Genomic DNA, 19372 nt, shown 5'->3' with positions numbered 1-19372 from the left:
AGGGAGTCCGAGATGACTAAGAAGTGGCTTGCCTACGCCGTCGCTGCTTTGGGATTAGTGTCTCCTGCGCTTGCGCAGTCGACGATTAGTTTTGGATATTGGGGCGACCCGCCGGAGCTGCCGCCATTCGAGGAGATCGTCTCGAAATACCAGGCGGCCCATCCGGATGTGAAGATCGAGATCCAGCACGCGCCATGGTCGGGTTACTTCACCCGGCTCGATGCACAGCTCGCCGCCGGGGCCGGCCCCGACGTGTTCTTCATCACCAATGTGCCGAGCTACGCCTCGCGCGGCGCACTGGCTCCGCTGGACGACCTGATCAAGGCCAGCAACTTCCCGATCGACCAGTATGTACCGAGCTCGCTCCTCACCCACAGTTTTGAGGGCAAGCTCTATTCCATCCCGCGCGACAGCGCCCCGAGCGCCCTCTACTACAATTCCGATGCGTTCGATGCGGCCGGCGTCGCCTATCCGAACGCCGACTGGAAGTGGGCGGATCTGCGCGATGCGGCGATCAAGCTGACCACCACCGAGGGCGGCCGCATCACCCGCTATGGCCTGGCGCTCGAATCCAATGACTGGGCCACCTGGGTGCAGCAGAACGGCGGCAAGGTGTTCGACGATCCGCTGAAGCCGACCACCTTCCTGTTGGCCGAGCCGGCAGCGGTCGAGGCGATCCAGTATATCGGCGACCTGATCAACAAGGATAAGGTCACCCCGAACTTCCTCGAGGCCGAGCAGGCCGGCGGCACCGCCCAGCTGTTTTCCAGTGGCCAGGCGGCCATGGTGATCACCAACCCGTCGCGCCTCGGCACCTTCGCTGACGTGCCGTTCAAGTGGGCCGTCGCCAACCTGCCTGGCGGGCCGACCGGCATCCATTCCAACCGCACCGGCGGCGCCGGCTTTGCCATCAACGCCAACAGCAAGAACCCGGAAGCGGCCTGGGCCTTCCTGCAATATCTCGCCGGACCCGAGGGCCAGTCGATCTTTGCCGGCGCCAAGGCGGCGGCGGTGCCGGCGATGACCGGCAACGAGACGGTACGGGCCGCCTTCAAGGCGCCGTTCGGCGACGTCTTCCTCAAGGAGGCCGATGTCGGCGAGCAGTTCCCGCAGTTCCCGCGCTTCGTCGATCTCTCCAACCTCTACATCCAGCCGGCGCTGGATCTGGTGTGGAACGGCGAGAGCACTGCAGCCGACGCGATCGGCGGCATCAAGGACAAGGTCAACGCCGAACTGGCCAAGTAGTCGAAACAGCAGGCCACTCTGCTGGCCGGGACGCGATTGGGCGCCCCGGCCGTTCTCTAGCAAAATGGATCTGACCTATGCGCGTCTTCGATGCACACGTTCACTACGGCTTCTGGGACAAGCTGTTCTCGCGCGGCGCCGAGATCGGCTTTCTCGAGGCGCTGTCCGATACCTGCGAGGCGTCGGGGATCGAGAAAGTCGCGCTCCTCGCCAACCCTGGCCGCGGCAATGACGCGCTGGCCGGCGCGCTGGAGCGGCGGCCCGACCTGATCGTCGCCCTCGGTCGGCTCGAGCTCGACAAGGACCCGGTGACGCTGGTCGAGGATTTCTACCAGCGCGGCTTTCACGGCATCAAGGTGACCGGCGTCTCGCGCAACTACGACGATCCGGCCTATTACCCGTTCTACGAGGCGGCCCAGGCGCGTGGCCTCCGCATCCTGTTCCACACCGGCATCCTCGGGGGACCGGTCGATTACCTCGAAGGCGGCAAGGAGGATGCCTGGAAAGCCATCCCCGAGGGCGCCGACGAGGAGGCGCTGGTCACCCGACTGTCGCGCGGCATCAAGCGCGAGCGCTATGGCTTCTCCAGCGCCCGTATGCAGCCGATCTATCTCGATACCATCGCCTTCTATTTCCCCGAGCTGTTCATCATCGGCGCGCATCTGGGCTGGCCCGATTACCGCACCGCCTGCGCCATCGCGCGCTGGCGGCCGCGGCTCTATTTCGACATCAGCGGCGGTGACGTGGTGCACAACCACATCGTCGAGGGCGGCTATATCGGCAAGGAAATCTCGCCGCGCAAACTCGTCTACGGCTCGGATTCGGACCTCCGCCGGGTGAAGGGCGATATCGAGCGCTGGAAGGCCGCCTTCGACACCATGGGCCTCAGTGCCGACGACCAGGATCGGATCTTCTACCGCAACGCCGCCTATATCTACGGGATCGACAAATAGTGGCCCCAAGTCTAGCGGCCCCAACTCGGGTCAAGCTGACGAAGGTGGCGCGCGCCGAGGAACGCGCCGCCTGGCTGTTCCTGGCGCCGAGCCTGGTGCTGTTCGCCATCTTCACCGCCATTCCGGTGATCTCGGCGTTCTTCATCTCCTTCACCCAGTGGAACCTCTTCAACGAGGTGACCTGGGTGGGCCTCGGCAATTACCTGGCCCTCGCCGGCGACGAGATCTTCGCCAAGGTGCTCGGCAACACTGCCTATTTCGTGCTGGCCTCGGTGCCGGTGCAGATCGTCCTGGCGCTGCTCTGCGCCCTGGTGCTCAACCGCGGCATTAAGGGTCAGACTTTCTTTCGCGTCGTCTATTTCCTGCCGGTGGTCACCAGCACGATCGCCGCGGCGCTCGTCTGGGCCTGGCTGTTCAACTCCAATTTCGGCCTGATCAACGCCGCCCTCAGCCTTGTCGGCGTGACGGACTTGCCCAAGTGGATGGGTTCCACCCGCTGGGCCATGCCGGCCATCATCATCGTCTCGATCTGGCAGAACCTCGGCTATGCCATGGTGCTGTTCCTGGCCGGGCTGCAGAACATCGGCAAGGACGTGCACGATGCGGCGGCGCTCGATGGCGCCACCGGCTGGGACCGCTTCTGGCACATCACCCTGCCGCTGCTCTCGCCCACCACCTTCTTTGTGCTGGTGATCTCGATCATCGGCAGCTTCCAGGTGTTCGAACTGGTGCTGGTGATGACCAAGGCCGGCCCGGCCAATGCCACCAATACGCTGGTCTACTACATCTACCAGAACGGCTTTCAGTTCTATCAGATGGGCTATGCCAGCGCCGCGGCGATGGTGCTGTTTCTGATCGTCCTCGCCTTCACCTTGGTGCAGTACAAGCTGCAGCGCCGCTGGGTGCACTATGGGTAAGACCGCCACCGACTGGGTGCTGTTCGTGGTCCTGCTGATCGGCGCGCTGCTGATGAGCGGCCCGTTCGTCTGGATGATCGCCACCTCGTTCAAGCCGGCGGCAGACGTGTTCCAGTTCCCGCCGACATTGTTCACCGCCGACCCGCAAATCGAGAACTATGTCCGCATCTTCTCGACCATCCCGTTCGGCCGGGCCATGGCCAACAGCCTCGTGGTCTCGGTGCTGGTAACGCTCTTGCAGCTCATCACCTGCTCGATGGCCGCCTATGCTTTCGCCTGCCTGCGGTTCCGCGGCCGCGAAGTGCTGTTCCTCATCTACCTTGCGGCGCTGATGGTGCCCTCCCAGGTGACGCTGATCCCCAATTTCATCCTGATCAAGTCGCTCGGCTGGATCGATACCTACCAGGGCCTGATCCTGCCCTATGCCTTCTCGAGCTTCGGCACCTTCCTGCTCCGGCAGTACCTCAAGTCTATCCCGGCCGAGCTGCTCGAAGCCGCCCGCATCGATGGCGCCTCGCACGCCCAGATCTACCTGACCATCGTCCTGCCGCTGGCCAAGCCCGCGCTCGGGGCGCTCGCCATCTTCACCTTCGTCGCGCAGTGGAACAACTTCCTCTGGCCGCTGATCACCACCACCAAGCCCGACATGCAGGTGGCAATCGTGGCGCTGGCGACGCTGCAGGGGCAGTACAATACCGACTGGCCGCTGCTGATGACCGGCAGCGTCATCGCCATCATCCCGGTGCTGCTGGTGTTCGTGTTCGGCAACCGCGCCTTCATCGCCGGCCTCACCACTGGAGCCTTTGGCGGGCGCTGATGCGGGTGGTTGAAAAGCCGCAATCGTGCTTCGATTTCGGCACGCGCTTCGGCTACGGCTTCAGCATTGCCGCGCTGGGACCCCTCCCCAATCATGCTGACCTATTTTGCTGATCTGTTGTCCCCGATCTGGGGGCCCGCCCGCCTGCTGTCGTCCTTCGTGATCCTCGCCACCGTCGGCTCGCTCGTTTCGGCGCTGGCGACGCTGTTCTTGTTGCCCAGACTCTGGGATCAGTTGCCGCGCGACCGGGGCAGGGCCCATGCGGTGGGCGCCGCCGACAGCGTCGGCAAGCCCGTCGGCGTCGGGCTCATCATGATCCTGATCCTCCTCGCCGTCGTCGCACTGTTCTCGCCGATCGATCCGCACATCTATTTCGCCATGGGCGCGGTGCTGCTCGCTTCCGGCGTCGGGTTCATCGACGATCGCACCGGGGGCTTAAGCGAGTTGACGCTGGGCCTCACCGACCTGCTCGTAGCGCTGTTCGTCTGCGTCGTGCTGCTCTGGGGGCAGGACACCAAGCTGTGGCTGCCGTTCACCCCGATGGTGTTCGACATCCCGTTCTGGCTTGGGCTCCTGATCTACACGCCGGTGGTCTGGCTCTGCATCAACGCGGTCAACTGCAACGATGGCGTCGACGGCGTCTCGGGCTCGCTCTCGGCAGTGACCATCGCCGCGCTTGGTTTCATCCTCTACATGGTGGTCGGCGACGCCGGCAACGCCAAGTACCTGCTGATCCCGTTCCGCGAGGATGCCGCCAACTGGGCCATCGTCGCCGCCATCTTCTGTGGCGTCATCGTCGGCTACCTCTGGCACAACGCGCCACCCAGCGCGGCCCTGATGGGCGATGCCGGCTCACGCCCTATCGGGCTGTTCGTCGGCATCTGCATCGTCGTCTCGGGCAACCCGGCGATGATCTTCTTCGTCGCCCCACTCATGCTGTTCAACGGCGCCACCGGCCTTGCCAAGGTGGCCCTGATCCGGGTGTTCGGCTTGCGCATCCTGAGCTCGATCCGCTTCCCGTTCCACGATCACGCCCGCAAGAACCTCAACTGGTCCAACTCCCAGGTCCTGCTGCGCTTCCTGCTCATCCACCTCGCGAGCCTGTGGTTCCTGGTGATAATTTTGTTGAAGGTGCGGTGATCCGGGGCCGGTGATCACCGCTCGGCGGGCGAGGCAATCGCCTCCCTCCCCCTTGAGGGGAGGGATTGAGGGTGGGGGTGGCGCGGTGATCACCGATGGACCCCCACCCCCCACCCCTCCCCTCAAGGGGGAGGGGAGCACATCGAGTGTGAGGACCGAACCTTAGCGATCCAACCGTGAATCACCTAAGCCGCCGCGATCAGTGCCTTGGTGTAGTCCTCGGCAATGGCGCCTGAGCGCAGCTGCTCGCGGGTCAGGGTTTCGACTGGTTGGGCGTTGCGCATCACCATCAGTCGCTCGCACATGTAGCTGATCACTGCCAGGTCGTGGCTGACGATGACGAAGGTGAGACCGAGCTCTTTGCGCAGTCGGTTGAGAAGGTTGAGGATTTCCGCCTGGATCGACACGTCGAGCGCCGAGGTCGGCTCGTCCAGCAGCAGCAGTTTCGGGCTGAGCGCCAGGGCGCGGGCGATGGCGACACGCTGGCGCTGGCCGCCCGAGAGTTCGTGCGGGAAGCGGAACTGGAACTTGGTGCCGAGCCCGATCAGCTCCAGCAGCTCCGCCGTGCGGCGCTCCGGGTTGGCGATGCCGTTGATCTTCATCGGCTCGGCGATCTGCTGGCCGATGACATAGCGCGGATGGAGCGACGAGTAGGGGTCCTGGAACACCATCTGGACCACCTTGGCCAGTTGTTTCCGCGGGGTCTTCCGGACATCGGTGCCGTCGACGCTGATGCTGCCGTTCCAGGTGGCGTTGAGCCCCATGACGGTGCGGAGGATCGTCGATTTGCCCGAGCCGGATTCTCCCACCAGCCCAAAACTCTCGCCCGGCTGCACCGCAAAGCTGGTGTCGCGCACCGCCAGCTTGCCGGAGAATTCGACATTGAGGTTACGGATTTCCAGCATCAGGCGGCTCCCGCCCAGCTGGCTTCGCGGTTGAGCACCGGCAGTGGCTCCAGCGAGCCATCGATCTGCGGCAGGCAGGACAGCAGCCCCCGCGTGTAGGGATGTGTCGCCTCGTGCAATCGGCTTGCTTCGATGCTTTCGACGATCCGCCCGGCATACATCACGATCACCCGATCACAGAACTTCGACACCAGGTTGAGGTCGTGGCTGATGAAGATCAGCCCCATGCCGCGACGCGTCACCAACTCGTCGAGGATCGAGAGCACCTGGGTGCGCACCGTCACATCGAGCGCCGAGGTGGGCTCGTCGGCGATCAAGAGGTCCGGTTCGCGCACCACCATCATGCCGATCATCACGCGTTGCCCCATGCCGCCCGAAAGTTCGTGCGGATAGAGCGAAAACACCCGCTCCGGCTCGCGGATATGCACGGCTTCGAGGATGCTCAGCGCCTTCTTCTTCGCGTCGCTACCGGAGATGCGGCGGTCGCCGATGCGGATCGCTTCGACGATCTGCTTGCCGACGGTCATCACCGGGTTCAGCGAGAATTTTGGATCCTGCAGGATCATCCCCATGCGGCCGCCGCGCAGCGAGCGGCGGAGCTTGGGCGAGGCCGACTTGAGGTCGATGCCGTCGAAGGCCATTGTGTCGACGCTGATCCGCGCATAGGGCGGCAGCACGCCGAGCAGGGCGCGGCCGGTGAGGCTCTTGCCCGAGCCGCTTTCGCCGACAATGCCGAGCTTTTCGCGTCCCAGTGTCAGCGACACGCCGCGCACCGCATCATTGTAGCCGCCATCATCGTTGCGGAAGGCGACATGCAGGTTTTCGATCTCGACGAGGTTGCTCATTTGCGCTGCCTCAGGTGCGGATCGAGCAGGTCGCGCAAGGCGTCACCCAACAGGTTAAAGCCGAGCGACACGGTGAAGATCGCGATGCCAGGCACTGTTGCCACCCACCACTGGTCGAAGATGAACTTGCGGCCGGTGGAGATCATGGCGCCCCACTCGGGCAGTGGCGGCTGCGCCCCGAGCCCGATAAAGCCGAGGCCGGCGGCGGTGAGGATGATGCCTGCCATGTCGAAGGTCATGCGCACGATCACCGAACTCAGGCACATCGGGATGACGTGGAACACGATGATGCGGAACTCGCTGGCTCCGGCCAGCCGCACTGCGTTGACATAGTCCGAGTTGCGCACGATCAGCGCCTCGGCCCGCGCGAGGCGCGCATAGGGCGGCCAGGCGGTGAGCGTGATGGCGAGCGCTGCGTTGGTGATGCCGGGCCCGAGTGCCGCAACGAAGGCCAGCGCCAGCAGCAGCTTGGGGATGGCGAGGAACACGTCGGTGATACGCATGAAGATCACGTCGACCCAGCCGCCCACCGTGCCGGAGACCGCGCCGATGATCAGCCCGATCGGCGCCGAGGTGACGATCACCAGAGCCACGATCAAGAGCGTCAGTTGCGAGCCGTAGAGAATGCGCGAGTAGATGTCGCGGCCAAGCTCATCGCCGCCCAGCCAATAGGTCGCACTCGGCGCGGCAAGGCGGTCGGTCAGGCTCGGCAGATACGGGTCGTGCGTCGCGAGGAGCGGCGCGAAGGCGGCGCAGAACAGCAGCACCACGACGATGACCAGTCCGACCACGCCGAGCGGGTTGCGCATGAAGCGGCGGGTGAAGACCTTGAACTCGGCCCAGCGGGCGGCGCGCACCGCGCGCTTCGGATCGGCGACGAGATCGGGGGTGACGCTCATTTGGCGAACTCCCGTGAGCGAGGATCGAGTGCGCGGTACAGCACGTCGCTCAGCATGTTGAGAAGGATGAACACCACCCCGACCAGCAGCGTGCCACCCAGTACGGCGTTCATGTCGGCGGCGAACAGCGAAGAGTAGATGTAGTTGCCGATACCCGGCCACGAGAAGATCGTCTCGATCAGCACCGAGCCCTCGAGCAGCCCGCCATAGCTCAGCGCGATGACAGTGACGAGCGGGATCGCCGCGTTGCGCAGCGCATGCCCGGCCACGGCGCGAAACTCGCTGGCGCCCTTCAGCCGGGCGGTCAGCACATATTCGCGGCTCAACTGGTCGAGCATCACCGAGCGCGTCATGCGCGAGATATAGGCGAGGCTGTAGTAGCCGAGCAGCAGTGCCGGCAGGATCATGTGGCTGATGGCGTTGAAGAAGATCTCCCACTCACCGGCGATGGCGCTGTCGATCAGGATCGAGCCGGTGATGCGGTCGACCACGCCGACAAAGAACACATCGAGCTGGCCCGGGCCCGAGACCCAGCCGAGCAGGTAGTAAAAGACGAAGAGGCCGACGAGGCCGAGCCAGAACACCGGCACCGAATAGCCGACGAGGCCGACGACACGCAGCAGGTGGTCGGGCCACTTCTCATGCCAATAGGCCGAGGCGACACCCATCGGGACGCCCAGCACGACGCCGATGATCAACCCGATTGTGGAGAGCTCGAGCGTCGCGGGGAAGAAATTCAAGAGGTCGGTCAGAACCGGCCGGGAGGTCGAGAACGAGGTGCCGAAGTCGCCGCGCAGCAGCTTGCCCAGATATTCGATGAACTGTTGCCAGATCGGTTTGTCGAGCCCGAGCTCGAGATAGACCTTCTGGTACACCTCCGGCGTCGCCTTCTCGCCTACGATCGAGAGCACCGGATCGATCGGCAGCACCCGGCCGATGAAGAAGGTGAGGGCAGCGAGGCCAATAAGCGTGATCGCCACCGTGATCAGCCATGAGCCGATATCGATGAACAGGCGGAGGGGTTTGGATGCAGCGGTCAATGGTGGCCCTAGCTTGGTATGTGGCCATTCCACCCCCCTCCCAACCTCCCCCGCAAGGGGGAGGTGCCGATTTGTGGGTGCGGCTCGATCGGAGCCAAAAACCACCGGCGGACACCCTCCCCTTGCGGGGAGGGTAGGGGAGGGGGTGGAGGCAGGCACGGGACCGGAGCCGAAACCCCGATCCCTGGTTCAGTTTATTCCTTCGTCACCGCGCCATAGCGGTCGTCGGAGAAGGTGATGCCGAGCACCACGCCCTTGACGTTCTTGCGCATGGCAACCTTGCGGCTGTCCTGGAACATGAACACGAACGGCGAGGTGTCGGTGTGTAGCCGCTGGGCCTCGTCGTAGAGCGCCTTGCGCTTTTCGACATCCTGCTCCTGCACGGCCTGGTTCACCAGCTCGGAGACCTTGCCCGAATCCCAGCCGAAGCGGTCGGCGAGGTTGCCCTTGGTGCCATCGGGATCGGTCGCATCATGGTTGCCGAACGCCTTGGCGTTCGAGTGCGGATCGGGATAGTCCGGGCCCCACAGGCCGAACCAGATGTCGAGATCGTGCGAGCGATAGCGATCGAGCCAGGGGCCGCCGTCCACCACCTGCAGGTCGAGATCGACGCCGATCTGGCTGAGCGTGGCCTGCACGGCCTGCGCGTAGTCAGGGTAGGGCGGCACGTTCCAGACGACGGTCGCGAGCTTGATCGGCGTTGCGACACCGGACTCGGCGATCAGCGCCTTGGCCTTCTCGATGTTGAGCGAGTAGGGGTTGTAGTTGATGCCGCCGCCGAGGAACCCGTCCGGGATCATGGTCTGGTGCACCTTGATGGTGCCCTTGCCGATGGTGTCGGCGATGCCCTGGTAATCGACGCCATACTTGATGGCTTCGACGACCTTCGGGTTGCTCAGCGCCGCATTACGCGTGTTGAGGCCGAAATAGTACATCGTCGAGGACACGCCCTCGAGGATCTGCACATCGGGGTTGGCGGAGACCGCGCCGATATCGTCGGGGCCGAGCTTGTTGGCGATATCGATGTCGCCCTTTTCGAGCGCCAGGCGCTGCGTCGCCGATTCCGGCATGTGCTGCAGGAAGACGCGATCGACGCCCGGGGCGGTGCCCCAGTAGTTCTCGTTGTGGCTGAGCAGGATCGAGACCTTGGGGTCCCACTTAGTCAGCACATACGGGCCCGAGCCGGCCGAATTCTCGGATTTCAGCCAGGCATTGCCGTAGTCGTTGCCGCCATCGGCGAGCTTGCCCTCATGCTGCTTGACGATAGCAGAGTCGACGATGCCGCCGGTGAACGACGACAGCACGTAGAGCACGAAGCTCGGCGCATATTTCTGGTCGACTTCGAACTGCAACGTGGACGCGTCGAGCGCCTTCACCTTGGCTTCGACGTTCTCCTTGGTCAGGCCGAACTGCGCGAAGATGAAGCTGATGCGGCTGTCGATCAGGATGACGCGGCGGATCGAATACTCGGCGTCGGCAGCCGTCACCGGATTGCCCGAAGCGAACTTGGCGTTCGGGTTCATCTTGAAGGTGAAGGTCTTGCCGTCTTCCGACACCGTCCAGCTCTCGGCGAGCACGCCCGTGATCTTGGTCGGGTCGGCCGGGTCGAAGCTGACCAGCGGCTGGTAGATCTGCTGGCTGGCGAGCACGCCGCCGACTTCCGACACTTCCGCCGGATCGAGCGTGATGATGTCGTCGATCGCATCGGCGATGACGAGGGTATTCTTGGGCGTTTCGGCGATCGCTCCGGACGCGGTCATCACCGCGCCGACGGCAACCGCCATAAGCGTCTTGAACAAACGCATGACAGTCTCCCTGGTTGAAGGCGTTAGTCTCCGGCTGATGAGGCCGTTTATCGTCGTAGGCGTCATCTCCTGCTGATCCCCAGGGGCGGGTTACCGATCCCCTCGAAAGTGAAGGTCAGCGCAGCGATGGGTAGAAGGGTATCGATCTGGGCCAGCACAGCCCGGGTGAAGATGCCGGCATCGCCGAGCAGCGCCACCACGCCGCGGGTCTCGCCCGCAATCACGATCGGAAAGCACGAGCAGGCGCCATAGCCCATGGCGACCAGCCCGTCGGTCTCGGGCAGGAAGGCGGCCATGCCGGCGACGCTGTCGCCGATCACCGGCTTCATCTCGCCGAGGATGGTGTTGTTCCAGACGTCATCGCCCACCGGATCGACATTGCCGACCGGGAAATCGACCGGGTTGGACGTGCCGATGCGATGGGTCACCGATCTGTCCGGCGCCGTCGCAATGAAGGTCGCCGTGCGCACCCCCGGAATGCCGGTGAAGAGCTCCGCCAGCACGGCGAAGAGCTGCGTCGGACCAGCCGCCAAAGCGGTGCCGAGCTTCCACGCGATGGCAGGGTCAATCACTGTCATTCCGGGAACAGCTGCATGGTCCCGACCCACAGTTCGAGCGCCGTGCCGGGGCCGATATTGGTGCCGCGATGCGGCCGGCGGCTGTCGAAATGCAGCGTGTCGCCGGGGCCGAGCCGATACTCGACGCCATCGACCTCGTAGAGCATCTCGCCCGACACCAGGTAGACGAAGTCCTCGCCCTCGTGGCTCATCATCTCGGAGGCATGACCGGGCGGCACGTGCGACAGGCAGGCATTGAGCTTAGCGTCGGGGAAGCCGCGCTCGAGGAATTCGTAAAAGCGCGAGGTGCCGCCGACCTTGTAGGTCTGGCGCTGGCCCGAATGGCTGACCACGCTGTGCTGGCGCGCCGGGGCGGCTGACACGAACTGGTCCACCGTGCTCTCGAGCGCCTTGGCGACGTTATACAGCGAGGCCAGCGACGGCGTGGAGATGCCGCGCTCGATCTGCGAGATGAAGCCGACGGTCAGCGATGCCTCTTCGGCCACCTGCTGCTGCGTCTTGCCCAGTTCTTTGCGGCGGTCGCGCAGACGCTGCCCAAGGCTGGGGTCGATCGGAGTCGATTGCTCGACCGGATCGGAACGCTTTTCAAACTTCAAGACTGGCACGGGCGCCCTCGCGATTTTAGTGACACTAAAGTAGCGCGCGCCCGAGTCAATCCCACCCCAGATTATGCCCGGCTGATCCTCGTGTTGTGGAAGCTAGCCCTGGCTCAGCTCCCACTCGATGGTGCGGCGCAGCGCCTGCTCTTCGGGAACGATCTCAGTGTAGCCGAGTTCGGCCCGAATACGAGCGGAATCGAGCGTCAGTGGATAGCTGAGGTCGCTGCTGTCGGCGCGATCGGCAAGCGCGCCGCCGGCATCGGCGTCGACCAGCACGATCTCGCTGTCGACCCCCATCAGCGTCAGCACGGTGCGGGCCCAGTCGGCCTGGGTGCGGACGAAGGGCTGCGCCACGTTGTACACCCGGCCCTCGGCCTCGGGCAGGGTGGCCGCCAGCGCCAGCGCCTCGGCCACATCGTCGATATAAGCGTAGGAATTGAGCCAGCCCGCACCGCGCCGATCGAGCCGGAACGGTTCACCCGCTTTGGCGCCCTTGACCGCCCAGGCGAAGCGATGCTGCTTGTCATCGGGCCCGAAGATCATCGGCAGCCGCAGCACCGTTGCCTGCGGCGCGCCGGCCGCCATGGCGAACTCCTCGATCGGGATCTTGTCGTATTCCTCGAACAGGTCGTCCTCGATTCCCTTGGGCCGGCGCTCGTTCTGCCGATAGGGGTAGCGCAGCGTCCTCAGCGGCGAATCCTCGGTGGCCGGCTCCGGCCGGATCGCCGGGCTTTCCTTCTTCAACAGTCCCCCATAGTTCGAGTAGACGTCGGTGGAACTCACCAGCACATAGCGCGCTCCAGCCTTGCCCGCCGCCTCGATCACCGGCTGCGTGTTGCGCAGGCTAATGGTGAAAATATCGATGACGGCGGTGACGCCGTTATCCTTCAACAGCTTCGTCAGCGTCTCGCCGTCCATGCGGTCGGCCTGCTCGAACCGCACGCCGTCAGGCAGCTTCACCTCGTGCTGGCCGCGCGCCACCACCAGCACGTCATGGCCACGTTCTTTGAGCCGTTTCGCCGTGGCGGTGCCGAGAAAGCCCGTCCCTCCGATGATTGCGATGGTCATGCCGCGCGACTCCTTTTTGCGAGAGAGGCGGGAGGGTGTTCGAGACCGCGGCGAGGAGCAAGGCGTAAGATTGCCGCTCTGGTTCACTAGCCCTCCCTTCCCCCGCGTCCGCTGGGGGAGGGGGCGAAAAGCCACAACAGCGTTAGTTCACCAACCGTCCATGGTGGCGCAGCACCAGGCCGACCGCGCCCATGCAGGCGCCGTTGTCGGAGAATTGGCTGGGCCTGATGATGGTGCGGGCCACGTCGGGAACGTCCCCATGCTTGACCAGGGTGAAGCGCTCGAAGCTCTCAGCCAGGGGCTTCATCAGGATGTCGCCGGCCATCGCCAGGCGCCCGCTCACCACCACCAGCGTCGGGTTGAACACCGAGCCGATCAGCCCCAGGCCGTGCCCACCCGCCTCGCCGGTCTGGGCAATGAGGGAGCGGCAGAGCGCGTCACCGCCCAGCGCCATCTCGACCACGTCGGTCAGCCGCAGCGCGCGGCCGAAATGTCGCTCCGCCTCGGCCATTGGCGCGCGGAAGCTGGCATAGACCTCGATGCAGCCGCGGTTGCCGCAGCGGCAGAGCGGTCCCTGCGGATCGATCACCACATGACCGAACTCGCCGGCGCCGCCGGCAATGCCGCGCAGCACCCGGCCACCGGCGACGATGGCGCCGCCGATACCGAGGTCGAGCGTATAGACCACGAAATCATCGTGCCCCTGCGCCGCGCCCCAGGTCATTTCGGCAATGGCCGAGCAGTTGGATTCGTTGTCGCAGAAGATCGGCACGTCGGGGAAAATCGGCCCGAACAGCTCGCGCATGTCGACGCCGGCCCAGGTCGGCATGCCACCGGCACGGAGTACCGTACCGGTCACCGGATTGACCGGGCCGCCCACCGCGATGCCGACGCCCAACAGGCCATCCTGGCGCTGCCACTGCCCCTCATAGGCTTCGGTGATCAGTCGCCGTACGTGCTGGATCGCGGTTTGCGGCGAATAGTCGATCTCGAGATTAATCGTCTTGTCCGACAATACGGTATGCGCCACATCGGCGAGGATCACCTGGATCTCGGTCGAGCCGATCAGGATGCCGATACAGGTGCCGGCCCGCGGGTTGAGGGTCAGCGCGGTCGCCGGCCGGCCGACGCCGCCGGCCGACTCGCTGCCGATTTCCACAACCATCTGCGAGCGCCGGAGCTCGGTGAGGGCCGTTGAGATCGTGGACTTGGCCAGCCCGGTGAGCCGCGAAAGTTGCGTTGCACTCAGTGCGCCACGCTCGCTCAGGGCGCGCACAATCCGCCCCGCCGGTGTGGCTAAAGCACTGTCAGCAAGTAGAGATTTGAGCTCGATCCGGTTCACGCTCCTCCCTCCCCAAGCGCGTTGACAAGCCGAATAAGTTCACCATAGAACTAATACGACGGTGCGCAGGAGGATGTGCACCGCCGGGAGAAAAGCGCAAGTAGCCACAGGAGCCGGCCGGGTGAGCCGGGGTGGGGACGGGCGCTTTCAAGGGAGAGAGACAATTATGACCTTCACGACCAAGGTCGCGGCCGCCGCGACCACGATGCTTGCTGCCGCGCTGCTTTCGGGCACCGCGATGGCCGCCCCCAAGGTGCTGATGCTGCACCAGTGGGCATCCGGCAACGACGCTGCCTCCATTGCCAAGCTCGGTGAGATGTTCACCGCTGCCGGCGGCACCTGGGAGCAGACCGCCATTGCCGGTCACACCGCCAATACCTTGGCCAAGCTCCGCGCCGACGTCGTCGCCGGCAACGCCCCCTCTGCGGTGCAGCTGAAGGGCCCGGAAATCGCCGAGTGGAACGCCACTGGCGGCACTGCCGACATGGACGAGCTGGCCACCGCCGAGGGCTGGGACAAGGTCGTCGCCCCCGAATTGCTGCCGGTGATGAAGCCGGAAGGCAAGTGGGTTGCCGCGCCGATGAACATCCACCGCATCAACTGGGTGTGGGGCAACAAGGCCGCCATGGAAGCGGTCGGCGTGACCGAGTTGCCCAAGACCTGGGCCGACTTCAACGCCGCCTGCGATAAAGCCGTTGCCGGTGGCAAGATCTGCCTCGCGCACCTCAGCGCCGACTGGACCGACGCGACCACCTTCGAAACCATCGTCTACGGCCAGGATCTCGACCTCTACAAGAAGGCCTTCGTCGAGGCCGACGTTGAGGCCCTGCGTTCGCCGGGCATGATCAAGGCCTTCGACCAGATGCGCCTGATGGTCACCAAATACATGGACCCGGCGATCGCCGGCCGTGATTACGACACCGCCTCCAACATGATGGTCAACGGCGATGCGCTGTTCTTCATCATGGGCGATTGGGAACTGGGCGCCATCAAGTCGGTGGGCCATGAGCCCGGCGGCGACATCCTGTGCGGCCAGTCCCCGACCGACTGGGGCAAGCCGGGCTTCATCCTGAACTCGGACTCGGTGGTGTTCTTCAAGCAGAAGGACCCGGACTATCAGGAAGGCCAGAAGCTGCTTGCCAGCCTCATCCTGTCGCCCGAGTTCCAGAAGGTGTTCAACATCACCAAGGGCTCGATCCCGGCTCGCCTCGACGTCGACCTGAAGGACGGCTTCAACGTCTGCCAGCAGGACAGCCAGACTGCCTTGAAGGCCTCGATTGCTGACGGCACACTCGTCCGCTCGATGGCGCACAACATGACCGTGCTCCAGAAGTATCGCGGCGCGATGATGGATCTCATCACCGAGTTCGTGAACACGCCTGAGATGACCTCGGAAGAAGCGGCCAATCTGATGGCCGACGCCGTCGAAGCTCAGATGTAACCACTACCTGAGGACTGCCGGCCGCGGTGTTTTGCCCGCGGCCGGTTCCCTTGGCGGCCGGTATGGAGGGCATTCCGTTGGCAATTGCAGGTCAGTCCGTTTCGACTGGCACGAGTATGTGGGACCGCATCAAAAAGTGGACACCCATCTTCATCATCGCGCCGTCTATTGTTGCGTCTTTCGTCTACGTTTTCGTCTTCGCGGGCTGGACCTTCTACATCTCGCTAAGTGACTCGACCCTGTTGCCGAGCTACGGGTTCAAGGGCTTCGAGAACTACGTCTCGCTCTGGACCAACCGCCGCTGGAGCGTCGCCTACAACAACCTGCTGTTCTTCTCGCTGTTTTACGTCACCATCTCGATGGCATTCGGCCTGTTGCTGGCCATCCTGATCGACCAGCGGATTCGCGCCGAGTCGTTCTGGCGCACCATTTTCCTCTACCCGCTCGCCGTCAGCTTCATCGCGACCGGTACCGTGTGGCAGTGGCTCTACAATCCCTCGAGCGGCATTCAGTTTCTGGTCAACGCGATGGGCTGGACCGATTTCCAGTTCGCCCTCACCACCGACCGCAAGAACGCCATCTGGGCCATCATCATCACCGGTATCTGGGGCTCGGCCGGCTTCTCGATGGCGCTGTTCCTCGCCGGCCTCCGATCGGTCGATCCGGACATCATCAAGGCCGCGCAGATCGACGGCGCCAGCTGGTTCCGCACCTATCGCAAGGTGATCCTGCCCACCATCGGGCCGATCTTCATCGCCGTGGCGGTGGTGCTGCTGCAGTTTGCCATCAAGACCTTCGACCTCGCCGTCGCCCTTACCAATTCCGGGCCTGGCATCTCGACCACGTTCCCGGCCACCTATGTTTACGACTTCATGTTCCAGCGTGGAGAGATCGGGCAGGGTGCTGCTGCCGCAATGATGGTGCTGGCCGCGCTTGCCATCGTGCTGGTCCCCTATTCGCTCTATCTGGTCTGGCGCCGTCGCAAGGAGGCAAGCAATGGCTGACGCTGTCCTTGGTGCTGGCATGGTTGAAGACCGCGAGGCCGCGGCTGCCAGCCGCCGACGCCTGATCTCGCGGCTTGTCGTCTATGGCCTGCTCGGGCTGATCTCCATCGTCTACATCGTGCCGCTGGCGGTGGTGGTGCTGAACTCGTTCCGCACCAACGCCGAAATCGGCGCCAACGGTCTCATCTCGTTGCCGAACAGCTTCCGGCTCGATGCGTGGCCGCAGGCGTGGAGCGATTTCTGTATCGGCGGCCAGTGCAATGGCGTCGCCCGCTATTTCTGGAACTCGGTGGCGATGGTCATCCCGGCCACCATCATCTCGACGGCGCTCGGCGCCATCAACGGCTACATCCTTTCGAAGTGGCGCTTCCCGGGGTCCGAGGTCGTCTTCGGCTTCATGCTGCTCGGCGTGTTCATGCCCGGCCAGATCGCGCTGTTGCCCTGGGCGTTCACCCTTGGCCAGCTCGGGCTTTCGAACTCGGTCTATGGCCTCGTCCTGGTGCACTGCGTCCAGGGCCTGTCGTTCACGACGCTGTTCTTCCGCAACTACTACGTTTCGATCCCCGATGATCTGCTGAAAGCGGCTCGCATCGACGGCGCCGGCTTCTGGCGCATCTTCTGGAAGATCATGGTCCCGCTGTCGCCGCCGATCATCATCGTTACCGTGATCTGGCAGTTCACCGGCATCTGGAACGAATACCTGTTCGGTGTGGTGCTCAACTCGGGCTCCAACCAGCCTATCACCGCGGCCCTGGTCGCCCTCTCGATGAGCGGCACCACGGTCCGTACCTATGACGTAATGAGTGCGGCCGTGCTGATCGGCGCGCTGCCGCCGCTCCTCGTCTACTTCTTCGGCGGAAAATACTTCGTCCGCGGCCTTACCCAGGGAGCAATCAAGTAAAATGGCATCCTTGACCATCAGGAACCTGCGTAAGAGCTTCGGCATCGTCGAAGTGCTGAAGGGTGTCGACCTCGAGGCCAATACCGGCGAGTTCATCGCACTGGTCGGCCCCTCGGGCTGTGGCAAATCCACGCTGCTCGCCATGATCGCCGGTCTCGAGACCGTGACCACGGGCGAGATCTATATCGGCGATCGGCTGGTCAACTCGGTGCAGCCCAAGGACCGCGACATCGCCATGGTGTTCCAGTCTTACGCGCTCTACCCCACCATGTCGGTTAAGGAGAACATGGCCTTCGGCATGGAAAGCCGGGGCGTGCCCAAGGCCGAGCAGGACAAGACCATCGCTCGCGTTGCAGCGCTGCTGCAGATCGAGCCGTTCCTGAAGCGCAAGCCCGGCCAGTTGTCGGGCGGCCAGCGCCAGCGCGTCGCCATGGGCCGCGCCCTGGTGCGCGATCCGGCGCTGTTCCTGTTCGACGAGCCGCTGTCGAACCTCGACGCCAAGCTCCGTGTCGACATGCGCACCGAGATCAAGAAGCTGCACCAGCGCATCGGCAAAACCACGATCTACGTCACCCACGACCAGGTGGAGGCCATGACGCTCGCCTCGCGCATCGCCGTGATGCACCAGGGTGAAGTGCAGCAGTTCGCCGATCCCGATACCGTCTACAACCGCCCGGCCAACACCTTCGTTGCTGGCTTCATGGGTTCGCCCTCGATGAACTTCATCGATGCCGAGATCACCTCAACCGGTGGCGGGCCGGCGGTCAACTTCCCGCTCTCGGGCGGCAACGTCGCGAGCCTGCCGCTCCATAACGGGGTGGCCGACCGGGCGCAGAGCAAGAAGGTGATCCTCGGTATCCGTCCCGAGCATCTGAGCCGCCAGTCCGCCAGCACGAGCGGCAAGCAGGGTTTTGCCACCATGTCGGCGCTCGTCGAAGTGGTGGAGCCGACTGGCGCCGAGACCATGGCGGTGCTGAAGTTCGGCGACCGCGAGGTGGTCGGCCGGTTCTCCCCGGACGAGGCGCCCAGGACCGGCGAGAACATGCCGCTTGCCGTCGACATGACCCGCGCCTGCCTGTTCGACCCGGCGACGACACGACTGATTTAGGGGTCTGAGGAAATTACCGAGTTCGCCAACTATCCCAGCCTCGCCGGCCGGGTCGTGTTCGTCACCGGCGGCGCCAGCGGCATCGGCGCCGATGTCGTCCGGGCCTTCGCGCGCTGTGGCGCCAAGGTCGCCTTCGTCGATATCCTCGAGGCCGAGGGCCGGGAGCTGGTCACCGAGACCGGCGCCACCTTCCTCGTCTGCGACATCACCGACATCACGGGCCTGCGTGCCGCGATCGATGTGGTCAAGAACCGCCTCGGTCCCATCGGGGTCCTCGTCAACAACGCGGCCAACGACGATCGCCACGCCATCGACGACGTCACCGAGGAATACTGGGACCGTTCGACCGATATCAACCTGAAGCCGCAATTCTTCGCGGCGCAGGCGGTGCGCTCGCACATGCAGGAACTGGGTGGCGGTTCGATCATCAACTTCTCGTCGATCGCCTGGCGCGGCGGCGCCGACAACATGCCGGTCTACGCCACCGCCAAGGCCGCCGTGGTGGGCCTGACCCGCGCGCTCGGTCGCGGCTTCGGCAAGGACAATATCCGGGTGAACGCCATCGAGCCTGGCGCCGTGATCACCGAGCGGCAGAAGCGGCTGTGGTTCCCAACCCAGGAATCGATCGACGCGGTGGTGTCGCGCCAGGCGCTGAAGCACGTTCTGCTCGGCGATGAGATCGCCCGCATGGTGCTGTTCCTCGCCTCCGATGACAGCCGCATGATCACCAAGCAATCCATCACCGTGGATGGGGGATTGCGGTAA

At 64.3% G+C, this 19372-nt stretch carries 19 protein-coding genes; 10 read left to right on the top strand and 9 right to left on the bottom strand.

The window, feature by feature from the left end; translation table 11 throughout:
- Nucleotides 1-12: 12 nt before the first annotated feature.
- From ACSQ23_RS20580 to ACSQ23_RS20560, 5 genes are all read left to right on the top strand, one after another.
- Nucleotides 13-1245 (top strand): ABC transporter substrate-binding protein, encoded by a 1233-nt coding sequence (locus tag ACSQ23_RS20580; RefSeq protein ID WP_082528407.1) that lies wholly within the window; start codon nt 13-15, stop codon nt 1243-1245.
- 77 nt (nt 1246-1322) lie between these two features.
- Complete coding sequence (locus ACSQ23_RS20575) at nt 1323-2198, top strand: amidohydrolase family protein (protein ID WP_055884661.1); 876 nt, start codon at nt 1323-1325, stop codon at nt 2196-2198.
- Between the two features lie 44 nt (nt 2199-2242).
- The gene (locus ACSQ23_RS20570; protein WP_197421381.1) at nt 2243-3115 is read left to right on the top strand and encodes a carbohydrate ABC transporter permease; all 873 of its coding nucleotides are present in this window, start codon (nt 2243-2245) and stop codon (nt 3113-3115) included.
- The gene (locus tag ACSQ23_RS20565; protein WP_055884664.1) at nt 3108-3932 is read left to right on the top strand and encodes a carbohydrate ABC transporter permease; all 825 of its coding nucleotides are present in this window, start codon (nt 3108-3110) and stop codon (nt 3930-3932) included. Before ACSQ23_RS20570 ends, ACSQ23_RS20565 begins: the two co-directional genes overlap by 8 nt.
- A gap of 93 nt (nt 3933-4025) precedes the next feature.
- Nucleotides 4026-5072: a hypothetical protein gene (locus tag ACSQ23_RS20560; RefSeq protein ID WP_055884666.1), complete on the top strand. Its 1047-nt coding sequence runs from the start codon at nt 4026-4028 to the stop codon at nt 5070-5072.
- A gap of 185 nt (nt 5073-5257) precedes the next feature.
- Here ACSQ23_RS20560 and ACSQ23_RS20555 read toward each other — a convergent pair whose 3' ends face one another.
- From ACSQ23_RS20555 to ACSQ23_RS20515, 9 genes are all read right to left on the bottom strand, one after another.
- Nucleotides 5258-5977, bottom strand: coding sequence for an ABC transporter ATP-binding protein (locus tag ACSQ23_RS20555; RefSeq protein WP_436091701.1), 720 nt, complete (start codon nt 5975-5977; stop codon nt 5258-5260).
- Nucleotides 5977-6822, bottom strand: a complete 846-nt coding sequence (locus ACSQ23_RS20550) for an ABC transporter ATP-binding protein (protein ID WP_436091700.1) — start codon at nt 6820-6822, stop codon at nt 5977-5979. Before ACSQ23_RS20550 ends, ACSQ23_RS20555 begins: the two co-directional genes overlap by 1 nt.
- Nucleotides 6819-7721, bottom strand: a complete 903-nt coding sequence (locus ACSQ23_RS20545; RefSeq protein WP_436091699.1) for an ABC transporter permease — start codon at nt 7719-7721, stop codon at nt 6819-6821. Before ACSQ23_RS20545 ends, ACSQ23_RS20550 begins: the two co-directional genes overlap by 4 nt.
- Entirely contained in the window at nt 7718-8761 is a 1044-nt protein-coding gene (locus tag ACSQ23_RS20540; RefSeq protein ID WP_436091698.1) for an ABC transporter permease, read from the bottom strand. Before ACSQ23_RS20540 ends, ACSQ23_RS20545 begins: the two co-directional genes overlap by 4 nt.
- Before the next feature lie 194 nt (nt 8762-8955).
- Nucleotides 8956-10566, bottom strand: coding sequence for an ABC transporter substrate-binding protein (locus ACSQ23_RS20535; RefSeq protein WP_436091697.1), 1611 nt, complete (start codon nt 10564-10566; stop codon nt 8956-8958).
- A 62-nt stretch (nt 10567-10628) separates the two neighbouring features.
- On the bottom strand, nt 10629-11144 hold the full coding sequence (locus tag ACSQ23_RS20530; RefSeq protein ID WP_156387433.1) for a hypothetical protein: 516 nt from the start codon (nt 11142-11144) through the stop codon (nt 10629-10631).
- Nucleotides 11141-11749 (bottom strand): helix-turn-helix domain-containing protein, encoded by a 609-nt coding sequence (locus ACSQ23_RS20525; RefSeq protein ID WP_082528408.1) that lies wholly within the window; start codon nt 11747-11749, stop codon nt 11141-11143. Before ACSQ23_RS20525 ends, ACSQ23_RS20530 begins: the two co-directional genes overlap by 4 nt.
- Nucleotides 11750-11842: 93 nt before the next feature.
- Nucleotides 11843-12811 (bottom strand): NAD-dependent epimerase/dehydratase family protein, encoded by a 969-nt coding sequence (locus tag ACSQ23_RS20520; RefSeq protein ID WP_436091696.1) that lies wholly within the window; start codon nt 12809-12811, stop codon nt 11843-11845.
- 142 nt (nt 12812-12953) lie between these two features.
- Nucleotides 12954-13976 (bottom strand): ROK family protein, encoded by a 1023-nt coding sequence (locus tag ACSQ23_RS20515; RefSeq protein WP_436091695.1) that lies wholly within the window; start codon nt 13974-13976, stop codon nt 12954-12956.
- Nucleotides 13977-14319: 343 nt separating this feature from the next.
- Here ACSQ23_RS20515 and ACSQ23_RS20510 point away from each other — a divergent pair, with 343 nt between their 5' ends.
- The 5 genes from ACSQ23_RS20510 to ACSQ23_RS20490 all read left to right on the top strand — a co-directional run bounded on the left by ACSQ23_RS20510 (nt 14320) and on the right by ACSQ23_RS20490 (nt 19372).
- Nucleotides 14320-15594, top strand: a complete 1275-nt coding sequence (locus ACSQ23_RS20510; RefSeq protein WP_436091694.1) for an ABC transporter substrate-binding protein — start codon at nt 14320-14322, stop codon at nt 15592-15594.
- Nucleotides 15595-15671: 77 nt separating this feature from the next.
- Nucleotides 15672-16598 (top strand): carbohydrate ABC transporter permease, encoded by a 927-nt coding sequence (locus tag ACSQ23_RS20505; RefSeq protein ID WP_436091693.1) that lies wholly within the window; start codon nt 15672-15674, stop codon nt 16596-16598.
- Complete coding sequence (locus ACSQ23_RS20500; RefSeq protein WP_436091692.1) at nt 16591-17499, top strand: carbohydrate ABC transporter permease; 909 nt, start codon at nt 16591-16593, stop codon at nt 17497-17499. The genes ACSQ23_RS20505 and ACSQ23_RS20500 overlap by 8 nt, the downstream gene beginning before the upstream one ends.
- A gap of 1 nt (nt 17500) precedes the next feature.
- Complete coding sequence (locus tag ACSQ23_RS20495; protein WP_436091691.1) at nt 17501-18607, top strand: ABC transporter ATP-binding protein; 1107 nt, start codon at nt 17501-17503, stop codon at nt 18605-18607.
- A gap of 54 nt (nt 18608-18661) precedes the next feature.
- Nucleotides 18662-19372 carry an SDR family NAD(P)-dependent oxidoreductase gene (locus tag ACSQ23_RS20490; protein ID WP_436091690.1) on the top strand — a complete coding sequence of 237 codons (711 nt, stop codon included), beginning with the start codon at nt 18662-18664 and terminating at the stop codon, nt 19370-19372.

It is taken from the genome of Devosia sp. LjRoot16 (assembly GCF_964252795.1).
In the GTDB taxonomy this organism is placed as follows: Bacteria; Pseudomonadota; Alphaproteobacteria; order Rhizobiales; family Devosiaceae; genus Devosia_A.
Note: the sequence above shows the minus strand (reverse complement) of the source record. Positions and strands in the feature narration are given on the sequence as shown.

Coding starts and splice junctions, on each gene's coding strand:
- ACSQ23_RS20545 (WP_436091699.1), bottom strand. CDS start 7,721: ATGAGCGTCACCCCCGATCTCGTCGCCGATCCGAAGCGCGCGGTGCGC.
- ACSQ23_RS20550 (WP_436091700.1), bottom strand. CDS start 6,822: ATGAGCAACCTCGTCGAGATCGAAAACCTGCATGTCGCCTTCCGCAAC.
- ACSQ23_RS20565 (WP_055884664.1), top strand. CDS start 3,108: ATGGGTAAGACCGCCACCGACTGGGTGCTGTTCGTGGTCCTGCTGATC.
- ACSQ23_RS20520 (WP_436091696.1), bottom strand. CDS start 12,811: ATGACCATCGCAATCATCGGAGGGACGGGCTTTCTCGGCACCGCCACG.
- ACSQ23_RS20555 (WP_436091701.1), bottom strand. CDS start 5,977: ATGCTGGAAATCCGTAACCTCAATGTCGAATTCTCCGGCAAGCTGGCG.
- ACSQ23_RS20530 (WP_156387433.1), bottom strand. CDS start 11,144: ATGACAGTGATTGACCCTGCCATCGCGTGGAAGCTCGGCACCGCTTTG.
- ACSQ23_RS20510 (WP_436091694.1), top strand. CDS start 14,320: ATGACCTTCACGACCAAGGTCGCGGCCGCCGCGACCACGATGCTTGCT.
- ACSQ23_RS20500 (WP_436091692.1), top strand. CDS start 16,591: ATGGCTGACGCTGTCCTTGGTGCTGGCATGGTTGAAGACCGCGAGGCC.
- ACSQ23_RS20575 (WP_055884661.1), top strand. CDS start 1,323: ATGCGCGTCTTCGATGCACACGTTCACTACGGCTTCTGGGACAAGCTG.
- ACSQ23_RS20580 (WP_082528407.1), top strand. CDS start 13: ATGACTAAGAAGTGGCTTGCCTACGCCGTCGCTGCTTTGGGATTAGTG.
- ACSQ23_RS20560 (WP_055884666.1), top strand. CDS start 4,026: ATGCTGACCTATTTTGCTGATCTGTTGTCCCCGATCTGGGGGCCCGCC.
- ACSQ23_RS20495 (WP_436091691.1), top strand. CDS start 17,501: ATGGCATCCTTGACCATCAGGAACCTGCGTAAGAGCTTCGGCATCGTC.
- ACSQ23_RS20515 (WP_436091695.1), bottom strand. CDS start 13,976: ATGGTTGTGGAAATCGGCAGCGAGTCGGCCGGCGGCGTCGGCCGGCCG.
- ACSQ23_RS20535 (WP_436091697.1), bottom strand. CDS start 10,566: ATGCGTTTGTTCAAGACGCTTATGGCGGTTGCCGTCGGCGCGGTGATG.